This window comes from Pseudomonas sp. HLT2-19-2 (assembly GCF_054898005.1).
This window is the reverse complement of sequence record NZ_CM142712.1, coordinates 5,912,359-5,930,505: the sequence shown is the minus strand read 5'-3', so window position 1 is coordinate 5,930,505 and position 18,147 is coordinate 5,912,359. Positions and strand designations below refer to the sequence as shown.

The window sequence follows — 18,147 nt, the reverse complement described above, 5'->3', positions numbered from 1 at the left end:
AAACCCGGCTTTTTGCTATCTGATTTTTGATGAACCGGCAGTTCGTGGTTCTGAATAGAGGGGTTCGGCGCTAAACTGCCTCCCCCCGAACGCCACGGCCAACACGAGGCTCACGCATGCAGTATCGCGACTTGCGCGACTTTATCAGCGGCCTGGAAAAGCGCGGCGAACTCAAGCGCATCCAGGTTCCGGTGTCCCCAGTACTCGAAATGACCGAGGTCTGCGACCGCACCTTGCGTGCCAAAGGTCCGGCCCTGCTTTTCGAAAAGCCCACGGGTTATGACATCCCAGTGCTCGGCAATTTGTTCGGCACCCCTGAGCGCGTAGCGCTGGGCATGGGTGCAGAGGCGGTCAGCGAATTGCGCGAGATCGGCAAGCTGCTGGCGTTCCTCAAGGAACCCGAGCCGCCGAAAGGCCTGAAAGATGCCTGGTCCAAGCTGCCGATCTTCCGCAAGATCATCGCCATGGCACCGAAGGTGGTCAAAGACGCAGTCTGTCAGGAAGTGGTCATCGAAGGGGACGATGTCGACCTCGCGATGCTGCCGGTGCAGACCTGCTGGCCGGGCGATGTCGGCCCGTTGATCACCTGGGGCCTGACCGTCACCAAAGGTCCGAACAAGGATCGCCAGAACCTCGGCATCTACCGTCAGCAAGTGATCGGCCGCAACAAGGTCATCATGCGCTGGCTGAGCCACCGTGGCGGCGCGCTGGATTACCGCGAGTGGTGCGAGAAGCATCCTGGCCAACCGTTCCCGGTGTCCGTGGCGCTGGGCGCCGACCCTGCGACCATTCTTGGCGCTGTAACGCCGGTACCGGACAGTCTTTCCGAATATGCTTTCGCTGGCTTGTTGCGCGGCAACCGCACCGAACTGGTGAAATGCCGCGGTAACGACCTACAAGTCCCGGCGACTGCCGAGATCATCCTTGAAGGCGTGATCCATCCGGGCGAAATGGCCGATGAAGGCCCGTACGGCGACCACACCGGCTACTACAACGAAGTCGACAGCTTTCCGGTGTTCACCGTCGAACGCATCACCCATCGGATCAAACCGATTTATCACAGCACCTACACCGGCCGTCCGCCGGATGAGCCGGCGATTCTCGGCGTGGCGCTGAACGAAGTGTTCGTGCCGATCCTGCAGAAGCAGTTCCCGGAGATCACCGACTTCTACCTGCCGCCCGAAGGCTGCTCGTACCGCATGGCCATCGTGACCATGAAGAAGTCGTATCCCGGCCATGCCAAGCGGGTAATGCTCGGTGTCTGGTCGTTTTTGCGACAGTTCATGTACACCAAGTTCGTTATCGTCACTGACGACGATATCAACGCACGCGACTGGAACGACGTGATCTGGGCCATCACCACGCGCATGGACCCCAAGCGCGACACGGTGATGATCGACAACACGCCTATCGACTACCTGGACTTCGCCTCGCCGGTCTCCGGCCTGGGTTCGAAGATGGGGCTCGATGCCACGCATAAATGGCCGGGCGAAACCACTCGCGAGTGGGGCCGGGTGATCGTCAAGGATGAAGCTGTGACCCAACGGATCGATGCCATATGGAATCAGTTAGGAATAGATTGATGCGTGTAACCTTGCAGCCCTCCGGAGCAGTGCTACAGATTCTGCCCGGCGAGCGGATTCTCGATGGCGCGCGGCGTCTGGGCTATGAATGCCCGCAAAGCTGCCGGAACGGTAATTGTCACGTGTGCGCCGCGTTGCTGGTGGAAGGGCGGGTCGAACAGGAAGGCGGTGTGCGCGACCATGGCGAGTTCTACACTTGCATAGCAGAGCCGCTGGAAGACTGCATCGTGCTGTGGGATGGCGTGCTCGCGCGGGGAGAATTGCCGGTGCGCAGCTTGTCGTGTCAGGTCATTGAATGCAGGGACGTCGGCGGCGATACCTGGCGTGTGCGTCTGCGAGCGCCGGCCGGCAAGTCGCCGCGCTATCACGCCGGTCAGTACCTGATGATCGAGCGCGAGAACGGCGAGAAATCCGCGTTCTCCCTGGCCTCGGCGCCACATGGCGGGCGCGATCTGGAGATCCATGTGCTGGCGCGCGAAAGCAGTGCGCTGAGCCTGATCGAGCAGCTGCAACGCAACGCCATGGTGCGCATCGAAATGCCGTTCGGCGACACCCATCTGGCGGAGTTGCCGGACGGTCCGCTGGTGCTGATTGCCGCTGGCACCGGCATGGGCCAGATCCATAGCCTGATCGAACATTGCCGTGCCGCGGGCTTCAAACATCCGGTGCATTTGTATTGGGGCGTGCGTCGTCCTGAAGATTTTTATGAGATCGAACATTGGGATGAATGGCTAAAGCTGCCCAATCTGTTCCTGCATAAAGTCGTCAGCGATCAATGTGGCTGGGAAGGTCGTTGCGGCATGCTGCACGAGGCGGTGTGTGAGGATTTTGCCGATCTAAAGGCGCTGCATGTCTACGCCAGCGGCTCTCCCGCGATGGTCTACGGCACCCTTGATGCGTTGGTTGAAGCGGGGATGGATGCTCATCAGATGCGTGCCGACGTATTTGCATACGCCCCTCGATCTTGATCCTCGATCTTGATCCAAGGTCCTATCGTTATAACTCCCTATATAGCCGATCGGTATTTACAGATTTATTTAAATGCCGGTTGGTTATATGTCATGTAGGCAATAAGTTAAGAACTGTGCCATGGCACTTAAATTGCCTTAAAACATATGTGCCTTATTGTTACAGCGGTGCGTTCTATTAAGTAATTCTTTACCCGCGGGGAGCTGATCGCTATTCGCCATGAACGCCATTGAATCTGCTTTTTTGAATCTGGCTTACCCTCCGCGACTCGATCTTGGGCCGCAGCATACGCATGAACAATTGCTCAGCTCGATGCAGTCGACCATGGCGCGCCACAAGGGCGGGCCGGTGTGGCTGTTTGCTTACGGCTCGCTGATCTGGCGGCCTGAATGCCCGGCGGTGGAACGTGTGCGGGGTCGGGTGCATGGCTACCATCGCGGTTTGTACCTGTGGTCCCACGAACATCGCGGCACGCCGGAAGTGCCTGGCCTGGTGTTTGGTCTGGATCGCGGCGGCTCTTGCAGCGGTTTCGCTTACCGCTTACCCGAAGAACAACTCGACGCTTCGCTCTACGCCTTGTGGCAGCGCGAAATGCCATTCCCGTCATATCGTCCACACTGGCTCAACTGCCGCCTCGAAGACGGAAGCCAGGTTCAGGCATTGGGATTTGTATTGGAGCGACACCTGCCCAGCTATGCCGGCAACTTGCCGGATCACGTGCTGAGCCATGTGTTCGAAAACGCTTGCGGGCGTTACGGCACCACTCGCGATTATGTCGAGCAGACCGCCAACGCCCTGCGTAGCCACGCCATGCCAGACCGGAATCTGGAGGCGCGGCTCAAGCGCTGCAAATCAAACGCCGATCAGGCGATTGCTTCGCGGCTCTGACTGGCGACTTGCTTGTGCCTCAGCGTCGGCGCGAGGAAGGCCATCGCTAGCAGGCATGCACCGATCAGCAGTACAAAGCCGCCGTCCCAGCCAAAATGGTCCACGGTGTAGCCCATCGCTGCACTGGCCGCGACCGAGCCACCCAGATACCCGAACAGACCCGTGAAGCCCGCTGCCGTACCGGCGGCTTTCTTCGGCGCCAGTTCCAGCGCTTGCAGGCCGATCAGCATCACCGGGCCGTAAATCAGGAAGCCGATCGAGACGAGCGCGATCATGTCCACGGTCGGGTTACCGGCCGGGTTGAGCCAGTACACCAGGGTCGCCACAGTCACCAACGCCATGAACACCATGCCGGTCAGGCCACGGTTGCCACGGAAGATCTTGTCCGACATCCAGCCGCACAGCAGCGTGCCCGGAATACCTGCCCACTCGTAGAGGAAGTACGCCCACGACGTCTTATCCACGGTGAAGCCTTTGGCTTCCTTCAGGTAAGTCGGAGCCCAGTCCAATACGCCGTAGCGCAGCAGGTAGACGAAGACGTTGGCCATGGCGATGTACCAGAGCATTTTGTTGTGCAGCACGTATTTGACGAAGATTTCCTTGGCGCTGAATTCGTCTTCGTGGCTGGCGTCGTAGCCTTCCGGATAATCGTTTTTGTACTTCTCGATCGGCGGCAGGCCAACCGATTGCGGGGTGTCGCGCATGGTCATGAAGGCGAACACTGCCACCGCCAGAGCCACCGCCGCCGGTACGTAGAATGCCGCGCGCCAATCATTGAACAAGCCCATGCCGAGCAGGAACAGCGGGCCGATCAGGCCACCGCCGACGTTGTGCGCCACGTTCCACACGGACACCACGCCACCGCGTTCCTTCTGCGACCACCAGTGCACCATGGTCCGGCCACTCGGCGGCCAACCCATGCCCTGGGCCCAGCCGTTGATGAAGAGCAGGATGAACATCATGGTGACGCTGGACGTAGCCCACGGTGCGAAACCGAAAATGAACATCACCCCGGCCGATACCAGCAGGCCGAAGGGCAGGAAGTAACGCGGGTTGGAGCGATCGGACACCAGGCCCATGAGGAACTTCGACAGGCCGTAGGCAATCGCGATCGCCGACATCGCCAACCCCAACTGACCACGGGTGTAACCCTCGTCGATCAGGTATGGCATGGCCAGGGAGAAGTTCTTGCGCAGCAAGTAATAACCCGCATAGCCAAAGAAAATCCCGGCGAAGATCTGCCAGCGAAGGCGTCGGTAGGTGCTGTCTATTTTTTCTTCAGGCAATGGAGCCTGATGTGCGGCAGGACGAAAGAAAGCAAACATTCAAGAGCTCCAGATTTCTTGTTTTGACTGCGGATGCGAATGTTACAGTTTCGTTACCGAAAATAGCACCGGTTCGCATCGACCAAATAGCGGAAATGCTGGAGATTTGTTGTTCCTTTATGAACATGTCGCTCAGGTATAAATGAAGGACGCTGTGGGAAACGTTACTTGCAGGTCTTCATGCCGCATTTCGGTCCAGGGTAGGACGAGGCTTTGGGAAATGTCCTTCGTTTGAATGGGAAGTAAGCAGTCTGAACACTTTCATTTGAAGTCCAGACCGCTTCATTGGGCTCAGCGAACCTGCACCACCACTTTCCCGACTGCCTTACGCTGGCCCAGATCATTAATCGCCTGCGCCGCGTTGCTCAGCGGATACACCTGCGACACCAGTGGCTTCAACTTGCCCTCGGCAAACCAGCCAAACAATTGCTGGAAGTTCGCTGCGTTGTCTTGAGGCTGGCGCTGGGCGAAAGAGCCCCAGAACACGCCGATCACCGCTGCACCTTTGAGCAGCGCCAGATTGACCGGCAATTCCGGAATGCGACCGCTGGCAAAGCCCACCACCAGCAAGCGTCCATTCCAGGCAATGGCGCGGATGGCCTGGTCGAACAGGTCGCCACCCACCGGGTCGTAGATCACGTCGGCGCCCTGGCCATCGGTCAGGCGTTTGATTTCGTCCTTGAGGCTGGTTTCGCTGTAGTTGATCAGTTCATCGGCGCCGGCAGCCTTGGCCACCGCGAGTTTTTCGGCGCTGCTGGCGGCGGCGATCACGCGGGCGCCCATGGCTTTGCCGATTTCCACCGCAGCCAGGCCGACGCCACCGGAAGCGCCGAGCACCAGCAGGGTTTCACCGGGTTGCAGATTGCCTCGTTGCTTGAGCGCGTGCATCGAAGTGCCGTAGGTCATGCTAAAAGCGGCGGCGGTGTTGAAGTCCATTGATGGCGGGATTGGCAGCACGTTGTAGCCTGGCACCGCGACCTGTTCGGCGAAACTGCCCCAACCGGTCAGGGCCATGACCCGGTCACCGACCTTGAGGTGACTGACCTTTTCACCCACCGCGCTGACCACGCCGGCGGCTTCGCCACCCGGGGAAAACGGGAAGGGCGGTTTGAACTGGTATTTGCCCTCGATGATCAACGTGTCCGGGAAATTCACCCCGGCGGCGTGCACGTCCAGCAGGATTTCATTCTTCTTCGCAACAGGACTGGCGACGTCTTCCAGCACCAGCGATTCGGCAGGGCCGAAGGCTTTGCACAGCACGGCTTTCATCAGGGCTATTCCTTTGGGAGTGATGGCCGATAAGTGTAGGTGTGTGAGTCGACGGGTCAACGAGCATGCCCGGCCCTGATAGTCAGCCATAAGCTTGTGCTTGTGCGACGGGTCGTTATGCTAGGCCGCAAACCGGATAAGGAGCGAATTGTGAAAGCGTGGATCATGTTGTTGCTGGCCCTGTCTCTGCCCGTGGCAGCGACGGCCGAAGAAGCCAAAGAAGGTGAAGCCCCGAAAGTCAGCTACCTAACCCTGAGCCCGCCGTTCGTGGGTAACTATGGCCTGGATGGCACGCCGAAGTTGAAGGTCTTCAAGGCTGACGTGGCGTTGCGGGTGACCGGTGAAGAATCGACCAAACTGGTCAAGGCCAATGAACCGTTGATTCGCAATCAACTGGTCGCGTTGTTCACCCAGCAGACCACCGAGGCGATGAACAGCATCGAAGGCAAGGAAAAGCTGCGTCAGGAAGCCCTGAAACAGACCCAGCAAATTATGAACGACGAAACCGGTAAGCCGGTGGTTGAGGATCTGTTGTTCAACAACCTGATTATTCAGTAAGTCTCTCGCTGTCCGGGCCGGCCTCTTCGCGAGCAAGCCCGCTCCCACAGGGACTGCGCGTATCCTGTGGGAGCGAGCTTGCTCGCGATGGCACTCTTTCAGGCAATAAATCAGTCAAGGCCTTAAAGCAATCACCGCCGCCCACTGCTCCGCAGTCACCGGCATCACCGACAGTCGCGAGCCTTTCTGCACCAGCGGCATCTCGGCCAGCGCCGTCTGCTGTTTTAGATAATCCAGCTTAAGCACCTTGGGAAACGTCTCGACGTGAGCGACATCTATCGCGCTCCAGGCGTTTTTCTCGGGTGAAGATTTCGGATCGAAGTAAACGCTCTCTGGCTCCAGCGCCGTCGGGTCCGGATACGCGGCTTCGACAATCTTTCCGATCCCGGCAATTCCCGGTTCGGGGCAGCTGGAGTGATAGAAGAAAAACTCGTCGCCGACGGCCATGGCCCGCAGAAAATTACGCGCCTGATAGTTGCGAACCCCGTCCCAGCGCGCTTTGCCAAGCGTTTCCAGGCCCTTGATCGAGAGCTCGTCGGGCTCGGATTTCATCAGCCAATAGGCCATGGTTTTTGCTCCTTGCGAGGTGAGTGGGCAAGTTGTCGGCAATTTTATGACAAACCGACGGTCGGTTGACGCCAGCGTTTGCGTGTCGGTTCACGTTGTCGCAGAATGCCGGCCTTCTAAGCTTGACGCTGCTGCACGGCCTACACCTACAACGGAAACCGCTGCTGTCATCGTGTTGATGTGCCTTTGGGGGGCAATCGATGAAACGCAAACCGGATTTACTATGGATTTTGGTTATTTTGTTCGGCCTCGGCGTCGTGACCACTGGCTATGCCCAGAGCCTGTGGAACAACAAGACCGACGCTCCGATCGAAATCGCGCAGCAACAGCAACAGCAGCCGTCGGCGTTCAAACGCTGAACCTGTCTTGGGACGCCGCTGATTCCTGCGGCGTCTAGCCTGCGAAATACCACGCTTTGTCTGTCACCGTTCCCTGTAACGGCACATCCCAGCTTGCTTGAGCCAATCGTTCGACCTTCTGACATTCATGGGCCAGTCCCAATAACGTCGGCTTGCGCCAGTTTTTACGTCGTGCCAGGTACGCCAGGCTTCGATCATAGAAACCACCGCCCATGCCCAGGCGTCCGCCGACATCGTCAAATCCCACCAAAGGCAACAGCACCAGATCGAGCGCCCAGACTTTGCGTTGCCGGGCAAGGTTGTGCCGGGGTTCGAGAATACGGAAACGGTTGGATTTCAGTTTTTCACCGGGGCGAATTCGCTGGAACACCATTTTAGTTCGTGGCCAAGCACTGAGCACCGGCAGATAAGTTGCCTTGCCCCGACGTTGAGCGGCACGCAGCACAACACGCGGATCGATTTCACCGTCAGTGGGCAGATACAGAGAGATATGTTTTGCGCGGCGGAACAGCGGCTGCTGGGCCAATTGCTTGTACAGTCCGCGTGCAGCCTGGCGTTGCTGACTGGGCGTCAGTGCGCGGCGGGCCTTGCGCAGCATGCGTCGAAGTTGCGGGCGGGGCAGCAGCGCAGGTTCGGTCATGGATTTCGGGCTTCAGAAGGGCGAGTACATAAAGCGTACCCGTAAAAAAGCCGATGCCGGTATTTAAACCGGCATCGGACTGGAATCAGGCTCCCCGGATGTACCGCTGTCGACTTAGCCCTTGAACCCGAAAGTTCAAGGTGGAAGATGCAGTAGGCTTTAAGGCTTTCCGTCTAGCGGACATGCACACCAGCCCAACGTGCAACCTCCAGGGTATAGCAAATCGGCTCAGGGACATCGCCAACTGGCAAGCACCCCAGGGAGTGTTGCGAGTATACCCCAAGCGGTTTCGCGTTTCAGCCCTTGGTGACGTCCGGATCGGTTGCGAGCACCAGATCGACGCGGTCCAGCAGGTCGCGAACCTGCTCACGGGTCGAGCCGCTGGCCTGTGCATCCGGGCGTTCTTCCTTGTGCAGAAGATCATGGGTGATGTTCAGCGCGGCCATCACGGCGATGCGATCGGCGCCAATGACTTTGCCGCTGCTGCGGATTTCGCGCATCTTGCCGTCCAGGTAACGGGCGGCGCTCACCAGGTTGCTGCGCTCTTCCTGGGGGCAGATGATCGAATACTCTTTATCGAGGATCTGCACGGTAACGCTATTGCTTGAACTCATGAGTCTTGCTCCAGGGCCTTGAGGCGCGAAATCATTGATTCGACCTTACGCCGAGCGATTTCGTTCTTTTCAATGAGGTGAGCGCGTTCCTCGCGCCAGGTCTTTTCCTGAGCTAATAAGAGTCCGTTTTGACTCTTTAGTTGCTCGACGCGGGTAATTAGCAGTTCGAGTCTGGCCATTAGCGCTTGCAGGTCGGTGTCTTCCATTGGGTCCACTGAAATGTCAGATGGGTGATAGCTGGCGGACAGCCTTTAATAGTCTTGGCGAGTCTGTCGATGTAGGATACAAGGCCTTCATTCTAGACATAGCGCCGTCTGGCGCCTAGCTGCCCATGCCCATTCAGAATTCCCCGTACCAAGCCTTCGCCACGCTGCTGACTTCCAGCGGTCATAACGTCTCGCCTGCCGAACTGCATGGCTTGCTGCTCGGTCGCAGTTGCGCCGGTGCCGGCTTCGATGCCGAAGGTTGGCTGGTTGATGCCGCCGAACTGCTCGAAGGCGAGCCGCAAGACAACGTCCGCAACGCCTTGATCGGCTTGCAAGAGATGGTCAAGGGCGAGCTCACCGGCGACGACGTGACCGTCGTTCTGCTGCTTCCGACCGATGACGAGCCACTGGCTGACCGCGCTGCCGCACTGGGCCAATGGTGCCAGGGCTTCCTCAGCGGTTTCGGCCTGAACTGCCGTGACAGCAGCATGCTGAGCACCGAGGCCACTGAAGTTCTGCAGGATGTGGCGGCTATTTCGCAGGTGCAAGACGCTCTGGAAGAGTCCGACGACGGCGAAAGCGATTACATGGAAGTGATGGAGTACCTGCGCGTTGCGCCGCTGCTGCTGTTCACCGAAACCAAGAAGCCGGACGCGCCGGCTGCTGCCAAACCGTCGTTGCATTAATCGCGAGCCAGGGAAAGCCATCTGCCCATGATTCATATCCCGAAATCGGAATACAGCCGTCGCCGCAAGGCCCTGATGGCGCAGATGGTACCCAACAGCATCGCCATTCTGCCCGCCGCCGCCATTGCCATCCGCAACCGCGACGTCGAGCACATCTACCGTCAGGACAGCGATTTCCAGTACCTCAGCGGTTTTCCCGAGCCTTCGGCGGTCATCGTTTTGATGCCTGGGCGTTTACATGGCGAATACATACTGTTCTGCCGTGAACGCAACGCCGAGCGAGAGTTGTGGGACGGCCTGCGCGCCGGGCAGGAAGGCGCGATTCGCGACTTCGGCGCCGACGACGCCTTCCCCATCACCGACATCGACGACATCCTGCCGGGCCTGATCGAAGGCCGCGACCGGGTGTATTCGGCCATGGGCAGCAACCCGGAATTCGACCGGCACCTGATGGACTGGATCAACGTGATCCGCTCTAAAGCGCACCTTGGCGCCCAGCCGCCGAACGAATTCGTTGCCCTGGATCATCTGCTTCACGACATGCGCCTGTATAAATCGGCGGCAGAAGTGAAGGTGATGCGCGAAGCCGCACGGATTTCCGCCCAGGCGCATATCCGCGCGATGCAGGCCAGCCGGGCCGGGCTGCATGAATTCAGCCTCGAAGCCGAGCTCGATTACGAGTTCCGCAAGGGCGGTGCGAAAATGCCGGCCTACGGTTCGATCGTCGCCGCTGGGCGCAACAGCTGCATCCTGCATTACCAGCAGAATGACGCTGTGCTCAAGGACGGCGATCTGGTGTTGATCGATGCCGGTTGCGAGATCGATTGCTACGCCAGTGACATCACCCGCACCTGGCCGGTCAACGGCAAGTATTCAGCGGAACAGAAGGCGATCTACGAGTTGGTGCTGGCGTCGCAAGAAGCCGCGTTTGCCGAAATCGCCCCGAACAAACATTGGAATCAGGCCCACGAAGCCACCGTCCGGGTCATTACCACCGGGCTGGTGAAGTTGGGCTTGTTGCAAGGCGACGTCGACGAGTTGATTGCCTGCGAAGCCTATAAAGCGTTTTACATGCACCGCGCCGGCCACTGGCTGGGCATGGATGTGCATGACGTTGGCGAATACAAAGTCGGCGGCGAATGGCGCGTGCTGGAAGTCGGCATGGCGCTGACCGTGGAACCGGGTATCTACATTTCCCCGGACAACCAGAATGTGGCGAAGAAATGGCGCGGCATTGGCGTGCGCATCGAGGACGACGTAGTGGTCACCAAAACCGGCTGTGAAATCCTGACCGTAGGCGTGCCGAAAACGGTCGCCGAGATCGAGGGCTTGATGGCCGCCGCGCGGGCACAAGCGGCATGAGTCGAGTCAATCTGGCAATCATCGGTGGTGGTCTGGTCGGCGCTAGCCTGGCGTTGGCGTTGCAAGCAGGGGCCAAGGCGCGTGGCTGGAAGATCGTGTTGATCGAACCCTTTGCCCCCGGCCACACCTATCAACCGAGCTACGACGCCCGTTCTTCGGCGTTGTCCTACGGCGCCAAGCAGATTTATCAACGGTTGGGCGTGTGGCAGGAAATCTCCCGCCGCGCCGAGCCGATCAAACAGATTCATGTCTCCGACCGTGGACGCTTCTCCACCGCGCGATTGTCGGCGATGGAAGAGGGCGTTCCGGCGCTGGGTTACGTGGTGGAAAACGCCTGGCTCGGCCAATGCCTCTGGCAAGGTCTGGATAAGGACGTGATCACATGGCGTTGCCCGGCGGAAGTCACGCGCATGGAGCCAATGACCGGCGGCTATCGCCTGACCCTCAACGATGAAACTACCCTGGAATGCGACCTTGCGGTGCTCGCGGATGGCGGCCGTTCCGGCCTGCGCGAACAACTGGGGATCGGCATCAAAAAGCGCCCGTACAACCAGAGCGCGCTGATTGCCAACATCACCCCGAGCGAAGCGCACAACGGCATGGCCTTCGAGCGTTTCACCGATGACGGCCCGATGGCGTTGTTGCCGCTGCCGGAAAACCGCTGCGCACTGGTGTGGACTCGATTGGGCATGGACGCGCAACGGCTGGCCGCGCTTGATGAACGCAGCTTCCTCAGCGAGTTGCAGGGCGTGTTCGGTTATCGCCTCGGCACCTTGAAGCAGGTGGGGGCGCGGCATCTTTACCCGCTGACGCTGATCGAAGCCGAAGAGCAGGTGCGTCCGCATCTGGCAATTCTCGGCAACGCCGCTCACAGCCTGCACCCGATTGCCGGCCAGGGTTTCAACCTGTCCCTGCGTGATGCTCAAGCGCTGGCTGATGCGCTGCTGGCGAGCGAAACATCTCCCGGCGATTTTGCGACCTTGCAGGCTTACCGCGAACGTCAGCGTCTGGATCAGAACCTGACCGTGGGTTTCTCCGATCAGGTCACCCGTTTGTTCGGCAGCACCCAACCGCTGGTTTCCCTGGGCCGCAACATCGGCCTGCTCGGTCTCGATCTGCTGCCGCCGGCCAAACGCTGGTTCGCCCGGCAAGCGATGGGCTTGGGTACTCGACCCGATGCTTAAGTGGCTGACTGCAAGACTCGACTCGATGGTCGATCCGTTTTTCATGCTGATGCTGCTGGAGAACCTCGGTCACCGGTACCTTTACGTGCGGCTCAAGCCGCAAGCGAGACAGGCTTAAAGCATGGAAATGCGCGCAGATCTGCTGATTGTCGGGGCCGGAATGGTCGGTAGCACCCTGGCGCTGGCGTTGCAGGACAGCGGACTGGAAGTCCTGCTGCTGGACGGCAGCCCGATGAGCGTCAAACCCTTCGACGAACAATCGCCGTTCGAGCCGCGAGTGAGCGCCCTGTCGACGGCCAGCCATAGGATTCTCGAACGCCTCGGTGTCTGGGATGGTATCGCCAACCGGCGCAGCAGCCCGTATACCGACATGCACGTCTGGGACGGCAGCGGCACCGGGCAAATCCATTTTTCGGCGACCAGTGTGCATGCTGAAGTGCTGGGGCATATCGTCGAGAACCGCGTGGTTCAGGATGCCTTGCTCGACCGTTTGCATGACTGTGATCTGGGAATGCTGGCCAACGCGCGCCTGGAGCAAATGCGTCGCTCCGGCGACGATTGGCTGCTGACCCTGGCCGATGGGCGCACGCTGCGCGCACCGCTGGTGATTGCGGCGGATGGCGCTAACTCCGCGGTGCGGCGACTGACCGGTGTGGCGACTCGCGAGTGGGATTATCTGCACCATGCGATCGTCACCAGCGTGCGCAGCTCCAAACCTCATCAACTGACCGCCTGGCAGCGTTTCACCGACAACGGTCCATTGGCGTTTCTGCCGCTGGAGCGTGATGGTCAGCAGGATTGGTGTTCGATCGTCTGGTCGACCACCCCGAGCGAAGCCGAACGCCTGATGGCGCTGGACGACGAAGGTTTCTGCAAAGCGCTGGAGCGAGCCTTCGAAGGCCGACTTGGCACGGTGCTCAGCGCCGACCCGCGTCTGTGCGTGCCCCTGCGTCAGCGCCACGCCAAGCGTTACGTGGCTGAAGGCCTGGCGTTAATTGGCGACGCGGCCCACACCATTCACCCATTGGCCGGGCAGGGCGTGAACCTCGGGTTCCTCGATGCCGCCGTGCTGGCCGAAGTGCTGATGCAAGCGGCCGCGCGTGGCGAGCGTTTGGCGGATGTGAAGGTGCTCAGCCGTTACGAGCGTCGGCGCATGCCCCACAACCTGGCATTGATGGCGGCGATGGAGGGTTTCGAGCGCCTGTTTCAGGCTGACCCGTTGCCAATTCGCTGGTTGCGCAATGCCGGGTTAAAGATGGTCGACCAGATGCCTGAAGCCAAGGCACTGTTCGTGCGCGAAGCGCTGGGGTTGATCGGGGATCTGCCGGCGCTGGCCAAGGCCTGACTCAACCTTGTAGGGCTGCGTGCAACATCTGGTAACGCCTCCGCGAACTGTTCGATTGAGAAGGTAAATGTGAGTCCATATCATTTGGCTTCACTTTTTCAACCGAGAGATTGCTCCCATGTTGATACCGAAGCGTCTACTGACCGCACTCGCCCTGACCCTGATTAGCAGCACCGCTGCCCAGGCCGCCGATGAAGTGGTGGTTTACTCCTCGCGGATCGACGAGCTGATCAAACCGGTCTTCGACGCTTACACCGCGAAAACCGGTGTGCAGGTGAAGTTCATCACCGACAAGGAAGCGCCGCTGATGCAGCGGATCAAGGCCGAGGGCGAGAACGCCACCGCCGACCTGCTGCTCACTGTCGATGCCGGCAACCTCTGGCAGGCCGAGCAAATGGGCATCCTGCAACCGTTCACCTCCAAGGTGATCGACGCCAATATCCCGCTGCAATATCGCTCTACCGCCCATGCCTGGACTGGCCTGAGCCTGCGGGCGCGGACCATCGCCTACTCCACTGAGCGGGTGAAGCCGGGCGAGTTGACCACTTACGAAGGTCTGGCCGACAAAAATTGGGAAGGCCGCCTGTGCCTGCGCACGGCGAAGAAGGTCTACAACCAGTCCCTGACCGCCACCATGATCGAAGTCCACGGCGCCGACAAAACCGAGAAGATTCTCAAGGGCTGGGTGAGTAACCTGTCCACCGATGTGTTCTCGGATGACATCGCGGTGCTGGAGGCCATCAACGCGGGTCAATGCGACGTTGGCATCGTCAACACTTATTATTACGGCCGCCTGCACAAGCAGAAGCCTGATCTGGCGGTGAAGCTGTTTTGGCCGAACCAGGGTGATCGTGGCGTACACGTCAACCTGTCGGGCATCGGCTTGACCAAACACGCCCCGCACCCGGAAGCGGCCAAGGCCTTGGTTGAATGGATGACTACGCCTGAAGCGCAGAAGATCTTTGCTGACGTGAACCAGGAATTCCCGGCCAACCCTTCGGTTCAGCCCTCCGCAGAAGTGGCGAGTTGGGGCAAGTTTGTGGCTGATACCTTGCCTGTGGAAATTGCCGGCAAGCGTCAGGCTGAAGCGATTCGGATGATGGATCGCGCTGGCTGGAACTGAGTCTCTATCTTTAAAGATCAAAAGATCGCAGCCTCGTTTCACTCGACAGCTCCTACATTGGGATGGCGTACCCATGTAGGAGCTGTCGAGTGAAACGAGGCTGCGATCTTTTTGCGTTTTCCCTAAACTTCACGATTTATCCGCGAGAGACCTTTCTTGGCCCACCCCGCCCAACGCCGCTGGTACCCCCTGGTCTTCGCCATCGCTGCGCTGGTCCTGCTGCCACTTAGCGTTTTGCTGTTGTCATGGCAAACCATCGATCATCAAATCTGGTCCCACCTCTGGGACACCCAGATGCCGCGCCTGCTGGGCAACACATTGACGTTGGTGCTCGGCGTCGGTATCGGCGTGACGGTCCTGGGCGTGAGCCTCGCCTGGCTGACCAGTCTCTGTGAATTCCCCGGTCGGCGTTGGCTGGACTGGGCGCTCATGCTGCCATTCGCCATTCCCGCCTACGTGCTGGCATTCGTCTTCGTCGGCCTCCTGGATTTCGCCGGCCCCGTGCAAACCCTGTTGCGCGAATGGTTCGGCACGGGCTTGAGGTTGCCGCGGGTGCGATCCACCGGCGGCGTGATTCTGGTCCTGGTGCTGGTCTTCTATCCCTACGTTTACCTGTTGGCGCGAACCGCGTTCCTGGCTCAAGGCAAAGGCTTGATGGAAGCGGCGCGAGTCTTGGGGCAATCCCCGTGGCAGGCGTTCTGGCGAGTCGCGTTGCCCATGGCGCGCCCGGCCATCGGTGCTGGCGTGGCGCTTGCGCTGATGGAAACCCTGGCGGATTTCGGCGCGGTGTCGGTGTTCAACTTCGACACGTTCACGACCGCCATCTACAAGACCTGGTACGGATTCTTCAGCCTCTCCACTGCCGCGCAACTGGCCAGCCTTTTGCTGCTGGTGGTGATGGTCGTGCTGTACGGCGAGCGCCGTGCTCGCGGGGCCAATCGGGCGAGCAACGAACGACCGCGGGTCAAGGCGCTGTATCACCTGCGCGGTTTCAAAGCGCTGGCGGCCATGAGTTGGTGCGCTCTGGTGTTCGCGTGTGCCTTCGTCATTCCGATGCTGCAACTGATGGTGTGGTTCTGGCAGCGCGGGCGCTTCGATTTGGATGAGCGCTACGCGGGCCTGATCGTTCATACCTTGTACCTGGGCGGCATGGCCGCGCTGATCACCGTCAGTGTTGCTTTGGTGCTGGCGTTTGCCCGACGCCTGGCGCCGACCCGAGCAATCCGCTCCGGCGTCAGCCTGGCCAATCTCGGCTACGCCTTGCCGGGTTCGGTGCTCGCGGTATCGATCATGCTGGCGTTCAGTTACCTGGACCGCGAACTGGTGATTCCGTTATCGGTTTGGCTGGGGGGCGCCGGCAAGCCATTGCTGCTGGGCAGTCTGTCGGCGTTATTGCTGGCCTATCTGGTGCGTTTCATCGCGGTGGCGTATGGGCCGCTGGAAAGCAGTCTGGCGCGAATACGGCCATCTTTGCCCGAAGCAGCACGTAGCCTTGGCGTCAGTGGGCCACGACTGTTTTTCAAAGTGTATCTGCCGTTGTTGCTGCCAGGAACGTTGAGCGCTGGGTTGCTGGTGTTCGTCGATGTGCTCAAGGAAATGCCCGCGACCCTGCTGATGCGCCCGTTTGGCTGGGATACGCTGGCGGTGCGGATCTTCGAAATGACCAGCGAAGGCGAGTGGGCGAGGGCCTCGTTGCCGGCCCTGACCCTGGTTTTGGTCGGGCTGTTACCGGTCATCGGATTGATTCGACGTTCGGCGCATCGAAACACCTAGGTGCCAGTCCTACACCTTGAGGCTACAATGCGCGGCATTCGGTGCGGTCTGTCCTACAGATCAGGTAGCTGAAATCGGCTGAAAGCCATATATTTCAAGGCTTTCACCCCGTGCAGCACCTGCCCGCACCTTCGCCACGCCCGGAAGGAGAAACCCATGGGACAGCGTACGCCTCTGTATGACCTTCATCTCGCCCTCGGCGCGAAGATGGTCGATTTTGGCGGTTGGGATATGCCTTTGCATTACGGCTCGCAGGTCGAGGAACACCATCAGGTGCGTCGCGATTGCGGGGTTTTCGATGTATCCCACATGACCGTGATCGATGTCAGCGGCCCTCAGGCCAAGGCCTGGCTCCAGCATTTGCTGGCCAATGACGTCGAACGTCTGCACAGCCCTGGCCGTGCCTTGTACAGCACCATGCTCAACGAGCGCGGCGGCATCGTCGACGACATGATCGTCTACCGTCTCGAGGACGGTTATCGGCTGGTGGTCAACGCCTCCACCCGTAATCAGGACCTCGCCTGGATGCAGGCTCACCTCAATGGTTTCAAGGTGCGGCTCAACGAGCGCTCCGAGCTGGCGATGCTGGCCATTCAAGGGCCTCAGGCCCGGCACAAAATATCCGAACTGGTGACCCAGTCCCGGGGCAACCTGATTCAGATGCTCAAGCCCTTCGAAGGCCAGCCCGATGGTGACTGGTTCATCGCGCGCACGGGTTACACCGGCGAAGATGGCCTGGAAATCGTTCTGCCGGCCAATCAAGCGCCGGGATTCTTCAACGATTTGGTGGGCGCGGGCATCTCGCCGATCGGCCTCGGGGCGCGCGATACTTTGCGGGTCGAAGCCGGTATGAACCTCTACGGTCAGGACATTCATCAAGACGTTTCACCACTGGCCTCCAACATGGCCTGGAGCATTGCGTGGGAACCGGCCACTCGCCAGTTCATCGGTCGCAGCGCTCTTGAAGCCGAACGGGCGGGTGGCGTGCAGCACAAACTGGTCGGGCTGGTCCTTGAGGAGCGTGGGGTTTTGCGCGCTCATCAAGTGGTCCGCATCGCCAATGTTGGCGAAGGGGAGATCACCAGTGGTAGTTTCTCTCCTACGCTCAGCAAGTCGATAGCACTGGCGCGCGTGCCAATGGCGACAGCCGACCGCGCAGAAGTGGAAATCCGTGGCAAGTGGTACCCGGTCCGAGTGGTCAAACCGACCTTCGTACGCCATGGCAAAACCTTGATCTAATCTTTTCTGGCGGGCAACGACCGCTGACAATTCTCTTGAGGACACAGAACATGAGCGATATTCCTGCCGACCTGCGTTTTGCCAAAAGTCACGAATGGGCCCGTCTCGAAGCCGATGGCACCGTCACCGTGGGCATCAGCGATCACGCTCAGGAAGCCTTGGGCGATGTGGTGTTCGTTGAGTTGACCGAAGTCGGCAAAGTGTTTGCTGCCGAAGATCAAGCTGGCGTGGTGGAGTCGGTTAAAGCGGCTTCGGACATCTACTCCCCGGTTGCCGGTGAAGTGATTGCCATCAACGAAGAACTGAGCGCTAACCCGGAACTGCTCAACTCCGACCCGTACGGTGCCTGGATCTTCAAGCTCAAACCAGGCAACACAGCCGATCTGGACAAGCTGCTCGATGCAGCTGGCTACAAAGCCGCCATCGGCGAGTAATGCTCGCCCCGTAGGAGCTGCCG

The 18,147-nt window shown here is 59.7% G+C and carries 19 protein-coding genes and 1 other RNA gene; 13 read left to right on the top strand and 7 right to left on the bottom strand.

Features of this window, described 5'->3' with window-relative positions:
• Positions 1–116 precede the first annotated feature (116 nt).
• From ubiD to ACYZTU_RS27935, 3 genes are all read left to right on the top strand, one after another.
• Positions 117–1,583, top strand: coding sequence for a 4-hydroxy-3-polyprenylbenzoate decarboxylase (gene ubiD, locus ACYZTU_RS27945; RefSeq protein ID WP_056738783.1), 1,467 nt, complete (start codon positions 117–119; stop codon positions 1,581–1,583).
• Positions 1,583–2,551: a CDP-6-deoxy-delta-3,4-glucoseen reductase gene (locus ACYZTU_RS27940; protein ID WP_461967058.1), complete on the top strand. Its 969-nt coding sequence runs from the start codon at positions 1,583–1,585 to the stop codon at positions 2,549–2,551. The genes ubiD and ACYZTU_RS27940 overlap by 1 nt, the downstream gene beginning before the upstream one ends.
• 220 nt (positions 2,552–2,771) lie before the next feature.
• Entirely contained in the window at positions 2,772–3,440 is a 669-nt protein-coding gene (locus tag ACYZTU_RS27935) for a gamma-glutamylcyclotransferase (protein WP_461967056.1), read from the top strand.
• Here the strand turns inward: ACYZTU_RS27935 and glpT are convergent.
• Positions 3,416–4,765, bottom strand: a complete 1,350-nt coding sequence (gene glpT / locus ACYZTU_RS27930; RefSeq protein WP_461967055.1) for a glycerol-3-phosphate transporter — start codon at positions 4,763–4,765, stop codon at positions 3,416–3,418. The two genes, ACYZTU_RS27935 and glpT, sit on opposite strands and share 25 nt — an antisense overlap.
• A gap of 291 nt (positions 4,766–5,056) precedes the next feature.
• Positions 5,057–6,034 carry an NADPH:quinone oxidoreductase family protein gene (locus ACYZTU_RS27925; protein WP_205890492.1) on the bottom strand — a complete coding sequence of 326 codons (978 nt, stop codon included), beginning with the start codon at positions 6,032–6,034 and terminating at the stop codon, positions 5,057–5,059.
• 150 nt (positions 6,035–6,184) lie between these two features.
• Here ACYZTU_RS27925 and ACYZTU_RS27920 point away from each other — a divergent pair, with 150 nt between their 5' ends.
• Positions 6,185–6,592, top strand: a complete 408-nt coding sequence (locus tag ACYZTU_RS27920) for a flagellar basal body-associated protein FliL (RefSeq protein WP_461967053.1) — start codon at positions 6,185–6,187, stop codon at positions 6,590–6,592.
• A gap of 114 nt (positions 6,593–6,706) precedes the next feature.
• Here the strand turns inward: ACYZTU_RS27920 and ACYZTU_RS27915 are convergent, their stop codons facing one another.
• Positions 6,707–7,159, bottom strand: a complete 453-nt coding sequence (locus ACYZTU_RS27915; protein ID WP_461967051.1) for an EVE domain-containing protein — start codon at positions 7,157–7,159, stop codon at positions 6,707–6,709.
• Positions 7,160–7,359: 200 nt separating this feature from the next.
• Between ACYZTU_RS27915 and ACYZTU_RS27910 the strand changes: the two genes are divergently transcribed.
• Positions 7,360–7,518, top strand: a complete 159-nt coding sequence (locus ACYZTU_RS27910; protein WP_449645331.1) for a hypothetical protein — start codon at positions 7,360–7,362, stop codon at positions 7,516–7,518.
• A gap of 34 nt (positions 7,519–7,552) precedes the next feature.
• On the opposite strand, the gene ACYZTU_RS27905 is transcribed toward ACYZTU_RS27910, so the two are convergent.
• From ACYZTU_RS27905 to ACYZTU_RS27890, 4 genes are all read right to left on the bottom strand, one after another.
• A complete protein-coding gene (locus ACYZTU_RS27905; protein WP_461967050.1) occupies positions 7,553–8,158 on the bottom strand; it encodes a 5-formyltetrahydrofolate cyclo-ligase in 606 nt (201 codons plus the stop codon).
• An 87-nt stretch (positions 8,159–8,245) separates the two neighbouring features.
• Positions 8,246–8,424, bottom strand: a non-coding RNA gene (gene ssrS, locus ACYZTU_RS27900) — 6S RNA.
• Between the two features lie 30 nt (positions 8,425–8,454).
• Positions 8,455–8,772: a cell division protein ZapA gene (locus ACYZTU_RS27895; RefSeq protein ID WP_053163708.1), complete on the bottom strand. Its 318-nt coding sequence runs from the start codon at positions 8,770–8,772 to the stop codon at positions 8,455–8,457.
• Complete coding sequence (locus tag ACYZTU_RS27890; protein ID WP_007982902.1) at positions 8,769–8,978, bottom strand: TIGR02449 family protein; 210 nt, start codon at positions 8,976–8,978, stop codon at positions 8,769–8,771. Before ACYZTU_RS27890 ends, ACYZTU_RS27895 begins: the two co-directional genes overlap by 4 nt.
• A 125-nt stretch (positions 8,979–9,103) precedes the next feature.
• On the opposite strand from ACYZTU_RS27890, the gene ACYZTU_RS27885 reads away from it, so the two are divergent.
• The 8 genes from ACYZTU_RS27885 (at position 9,104) to gcvH (ending at position 18,124) form a co-directional block, all read left to right on the top strand.
• Entirely contained in the window at positions 9,104–9,664 is a 561-nt protein-coding gene (locus ACYZTU_RS27885) for a YecA/YgfB family protein (RefSeq protein WP_461967048.1), read from the top strand.
• Positions 9,665–9,691: 27 nt separating this feature from the next.
• Positions 9,692–11,026 (top strand): Xaa-Pro aminopeptidase, encoded by a 1,335-nt coding sequence (gene pepP / locus ACYZTU_RS27880; RefSeq protein ID WP_461967046.1) that lies wholly within the window; start codon positions 9,692–9,694, stop codon positions 11,024–11,026.
• Positions 11,023–12,210, top strand: a complete 1,188-nt coding sequence (ubiH, locus tag ACYZTU_RS27875) for a 2-octaprenyl-6-methoxyphenyl hydroxylase (protein ID WP_449645327.1) — start codon at positions 11,023–11,025, stop codon at positions 12,208–12,210. The genes pepP and ubiH overlap by 4 nt, the downstream gene beginning before the upstream one ends.
• A 127-nt stretch (positions 12,211–12,337) precedes the next feature.
• Entirely contained in the window at positions 12,338–13,555 is a 1,218-nt protein-coding gene (locus ACYZTU_RS27870) for a 2-octaprenyl-3-methyl-6-methoxy-1,4-benzoquinol hydroxylase (RefSeq protein WP_461971184.1), read from the top strand.
• A 118-nt stretch (positions 13,556–13,673) separates the two neighbouring features.
• Positions 13,674–14,678, top strand: a complete 1,005-nt coding sequence (locus ACYZTU_RS27865) for an extracellular solute-binding protein (RefSeq protein WP_461967045.1) — start codon at positions 13,674–13,676, stop codon at positions 14,676–14,678.
• Between the two features lie 156 nt (positions 14,679–14,834).
• The gene (locus ACYZTU_RS27860; RefSeq protein ID WP_461967043.1) at positions 14,835–16,451 is read left to right on the top strand and encodes an ABC transporter permease; all 1,617 of its coding nucleotides are present in this window, start codon (positions 14,835–14,837) and stop codon (positions 16,449–16,451) included.
• Positions 16,452–16,607: 156 nt separating this feature from the next.
• Positions 16,608–17,690 carry a glycine cleavage system aminomethyltransferase GcvT gene (gene gcvT, locus ACYZTU_RS27855; protein WP_461967041.1) on the top strand — a complete coding sequence of 361 codons (1,083 nt, stop codon included), beginning with the start codon at positions 16,608–16,610 and terminating at the stop codon, positions 17,688–17,690.
• Positions 17,691–17,740: 50 nt separating this feature from the next.
• Positions 17,741–18,124, top strand: a complete 384-nt coding sequence (gene gcvH / locus ACYZTU_RS27850; RefSeq protein ID WP_461967039.1) for a glycine cleavage system protein GcvH — start codon at positions 17,741–17,743, stop codon at positions 18,122–18,124.
• Positions 18,125–18,147: the final 23 nt, after the last annotated feature.

Excerpts from the sequence above, each read along its gene's own strand:
- ACYZTU_RS27895 (WP_053163708.1), bottom strand. The coding sequence starts at position 8,772 with ATGAGTTCAAGCAATAGCGTTACCGTGCAGATCCTCGATAAAGAGTAT.
- ACYZTU_RS27910 (WP_449645331.1), top strand. The coding sequence starts at position 7,360 with ATGAAACGCAAACCGGATTTACTATGGATTTTGGTTATTTTGTTCGGC.
- ACYZTU_RS27935 (WP_461967056.1), top strand. The coding sequence starts at position 2,772 with ATGAACGCCATTGAATCTGCTTTTTTGAATCTGGCTTACCCTCCGCGA.
- gcvT (WP_461967041.1), top strand. The coding sequence starts at position 16,608 with ATGGGACAGCGTACGCCTCTGTATGACCTTCATCTCGCCCTCGGCGCG.
- ubiD (WP_056738783.1), top strand. The coding sequence starts at position 117 with ATGCAGTATCGCGACTTGCGCGACTTTATCAGCGGCCTGGAAAAGCGC.
- pepP (WP_461967046.1), top strand. The coding sequence starts at position 9,692 with ATGATTCATATCCCGAAATCGGAATACAGCCGTCGCCGCAAGGCCCTG.
- ACYZTU_RS27870 (WP_461971184.1), top strand. The coding sequence starts at position 12,338 with ATGCGCGCAGATCTGCTGATTGTCGGGGCCGGAATGGTCGGTAGCACC.
- gcvH (WP_461967039.1), top strand. The coding sequence starts at position 17,741 with ATGAGCGATATTCCTGCCGACCTGCGTTTTGCCAAAAGTCACGAATGG.
- ubiH (WP_449645327.1), top strand. The coding sequence starts at position 11,023 with ATGAGTCGAGTCAATCTGGCAATCATCGGTGGTGGTCTGGTCGGCGCT.
- ACYZTU_RS27865 (WP_461967045.1), top strand. The coding sequence starts at position 13,674 with ATGTTGATACCGAAGCGTCTACTGACCGCACTCGCCCTGACCCTGATT.
- ACYZTU_RS27925 (WP_205890492.1), bottom strand. The coding sequence starts at position 6,034 with ATGAAAGCCGTGCTGTGCAAAGCCTTCGGCCCTGCCGAATCGCTGGTG.
- ACYZTU_RS27915 (WP_461967051.1), bottom strand. The coding sequence starts at position 7,159 with ATGGCCTATTGGCTGATGAAATCCGAGCCCGACGAGCTCTCGATCAAG.
- glpT (WP_461967055.1), bottom strand. The coding sequence starts at position 4,765 with ATGTTTGCTTTCTTTCGTCCTGCCGCACATCAGGCTCCATTGCCTGAA.
- ACYZTU_RS27890 (WP_007982902.1), bottom strand. The coding sequence starts at position 8,978 with ATGGAAGACACCGACCTGCAAGCGCTAATGGCCAGACTCGAACTGCTA.
- ACYZTU_RS27905 (WP_461967050.1), bottom strand. The coding sequence starts at position 8,158 with ATGACCGAACCTGCGCTGCTGCCCCGCCCGCAACTTCGACGCATGCTG.
- ACYZTU_RS27885 (WP_461967048.1), top strand. The coding sequence starts at position 9,104 with ATGCCCATTCAGAATTCCCCGTACCAAGCCTTCGCCACGCTGCTGACT.
- ACYZTU_RS27940 (WP_461967058.1), top strand. The coding sequence starts at position 1,583 with ATGCGTGTAACCTTGCAGCCCTCCGGAGCAGTGCTACAGATTCTGCCC.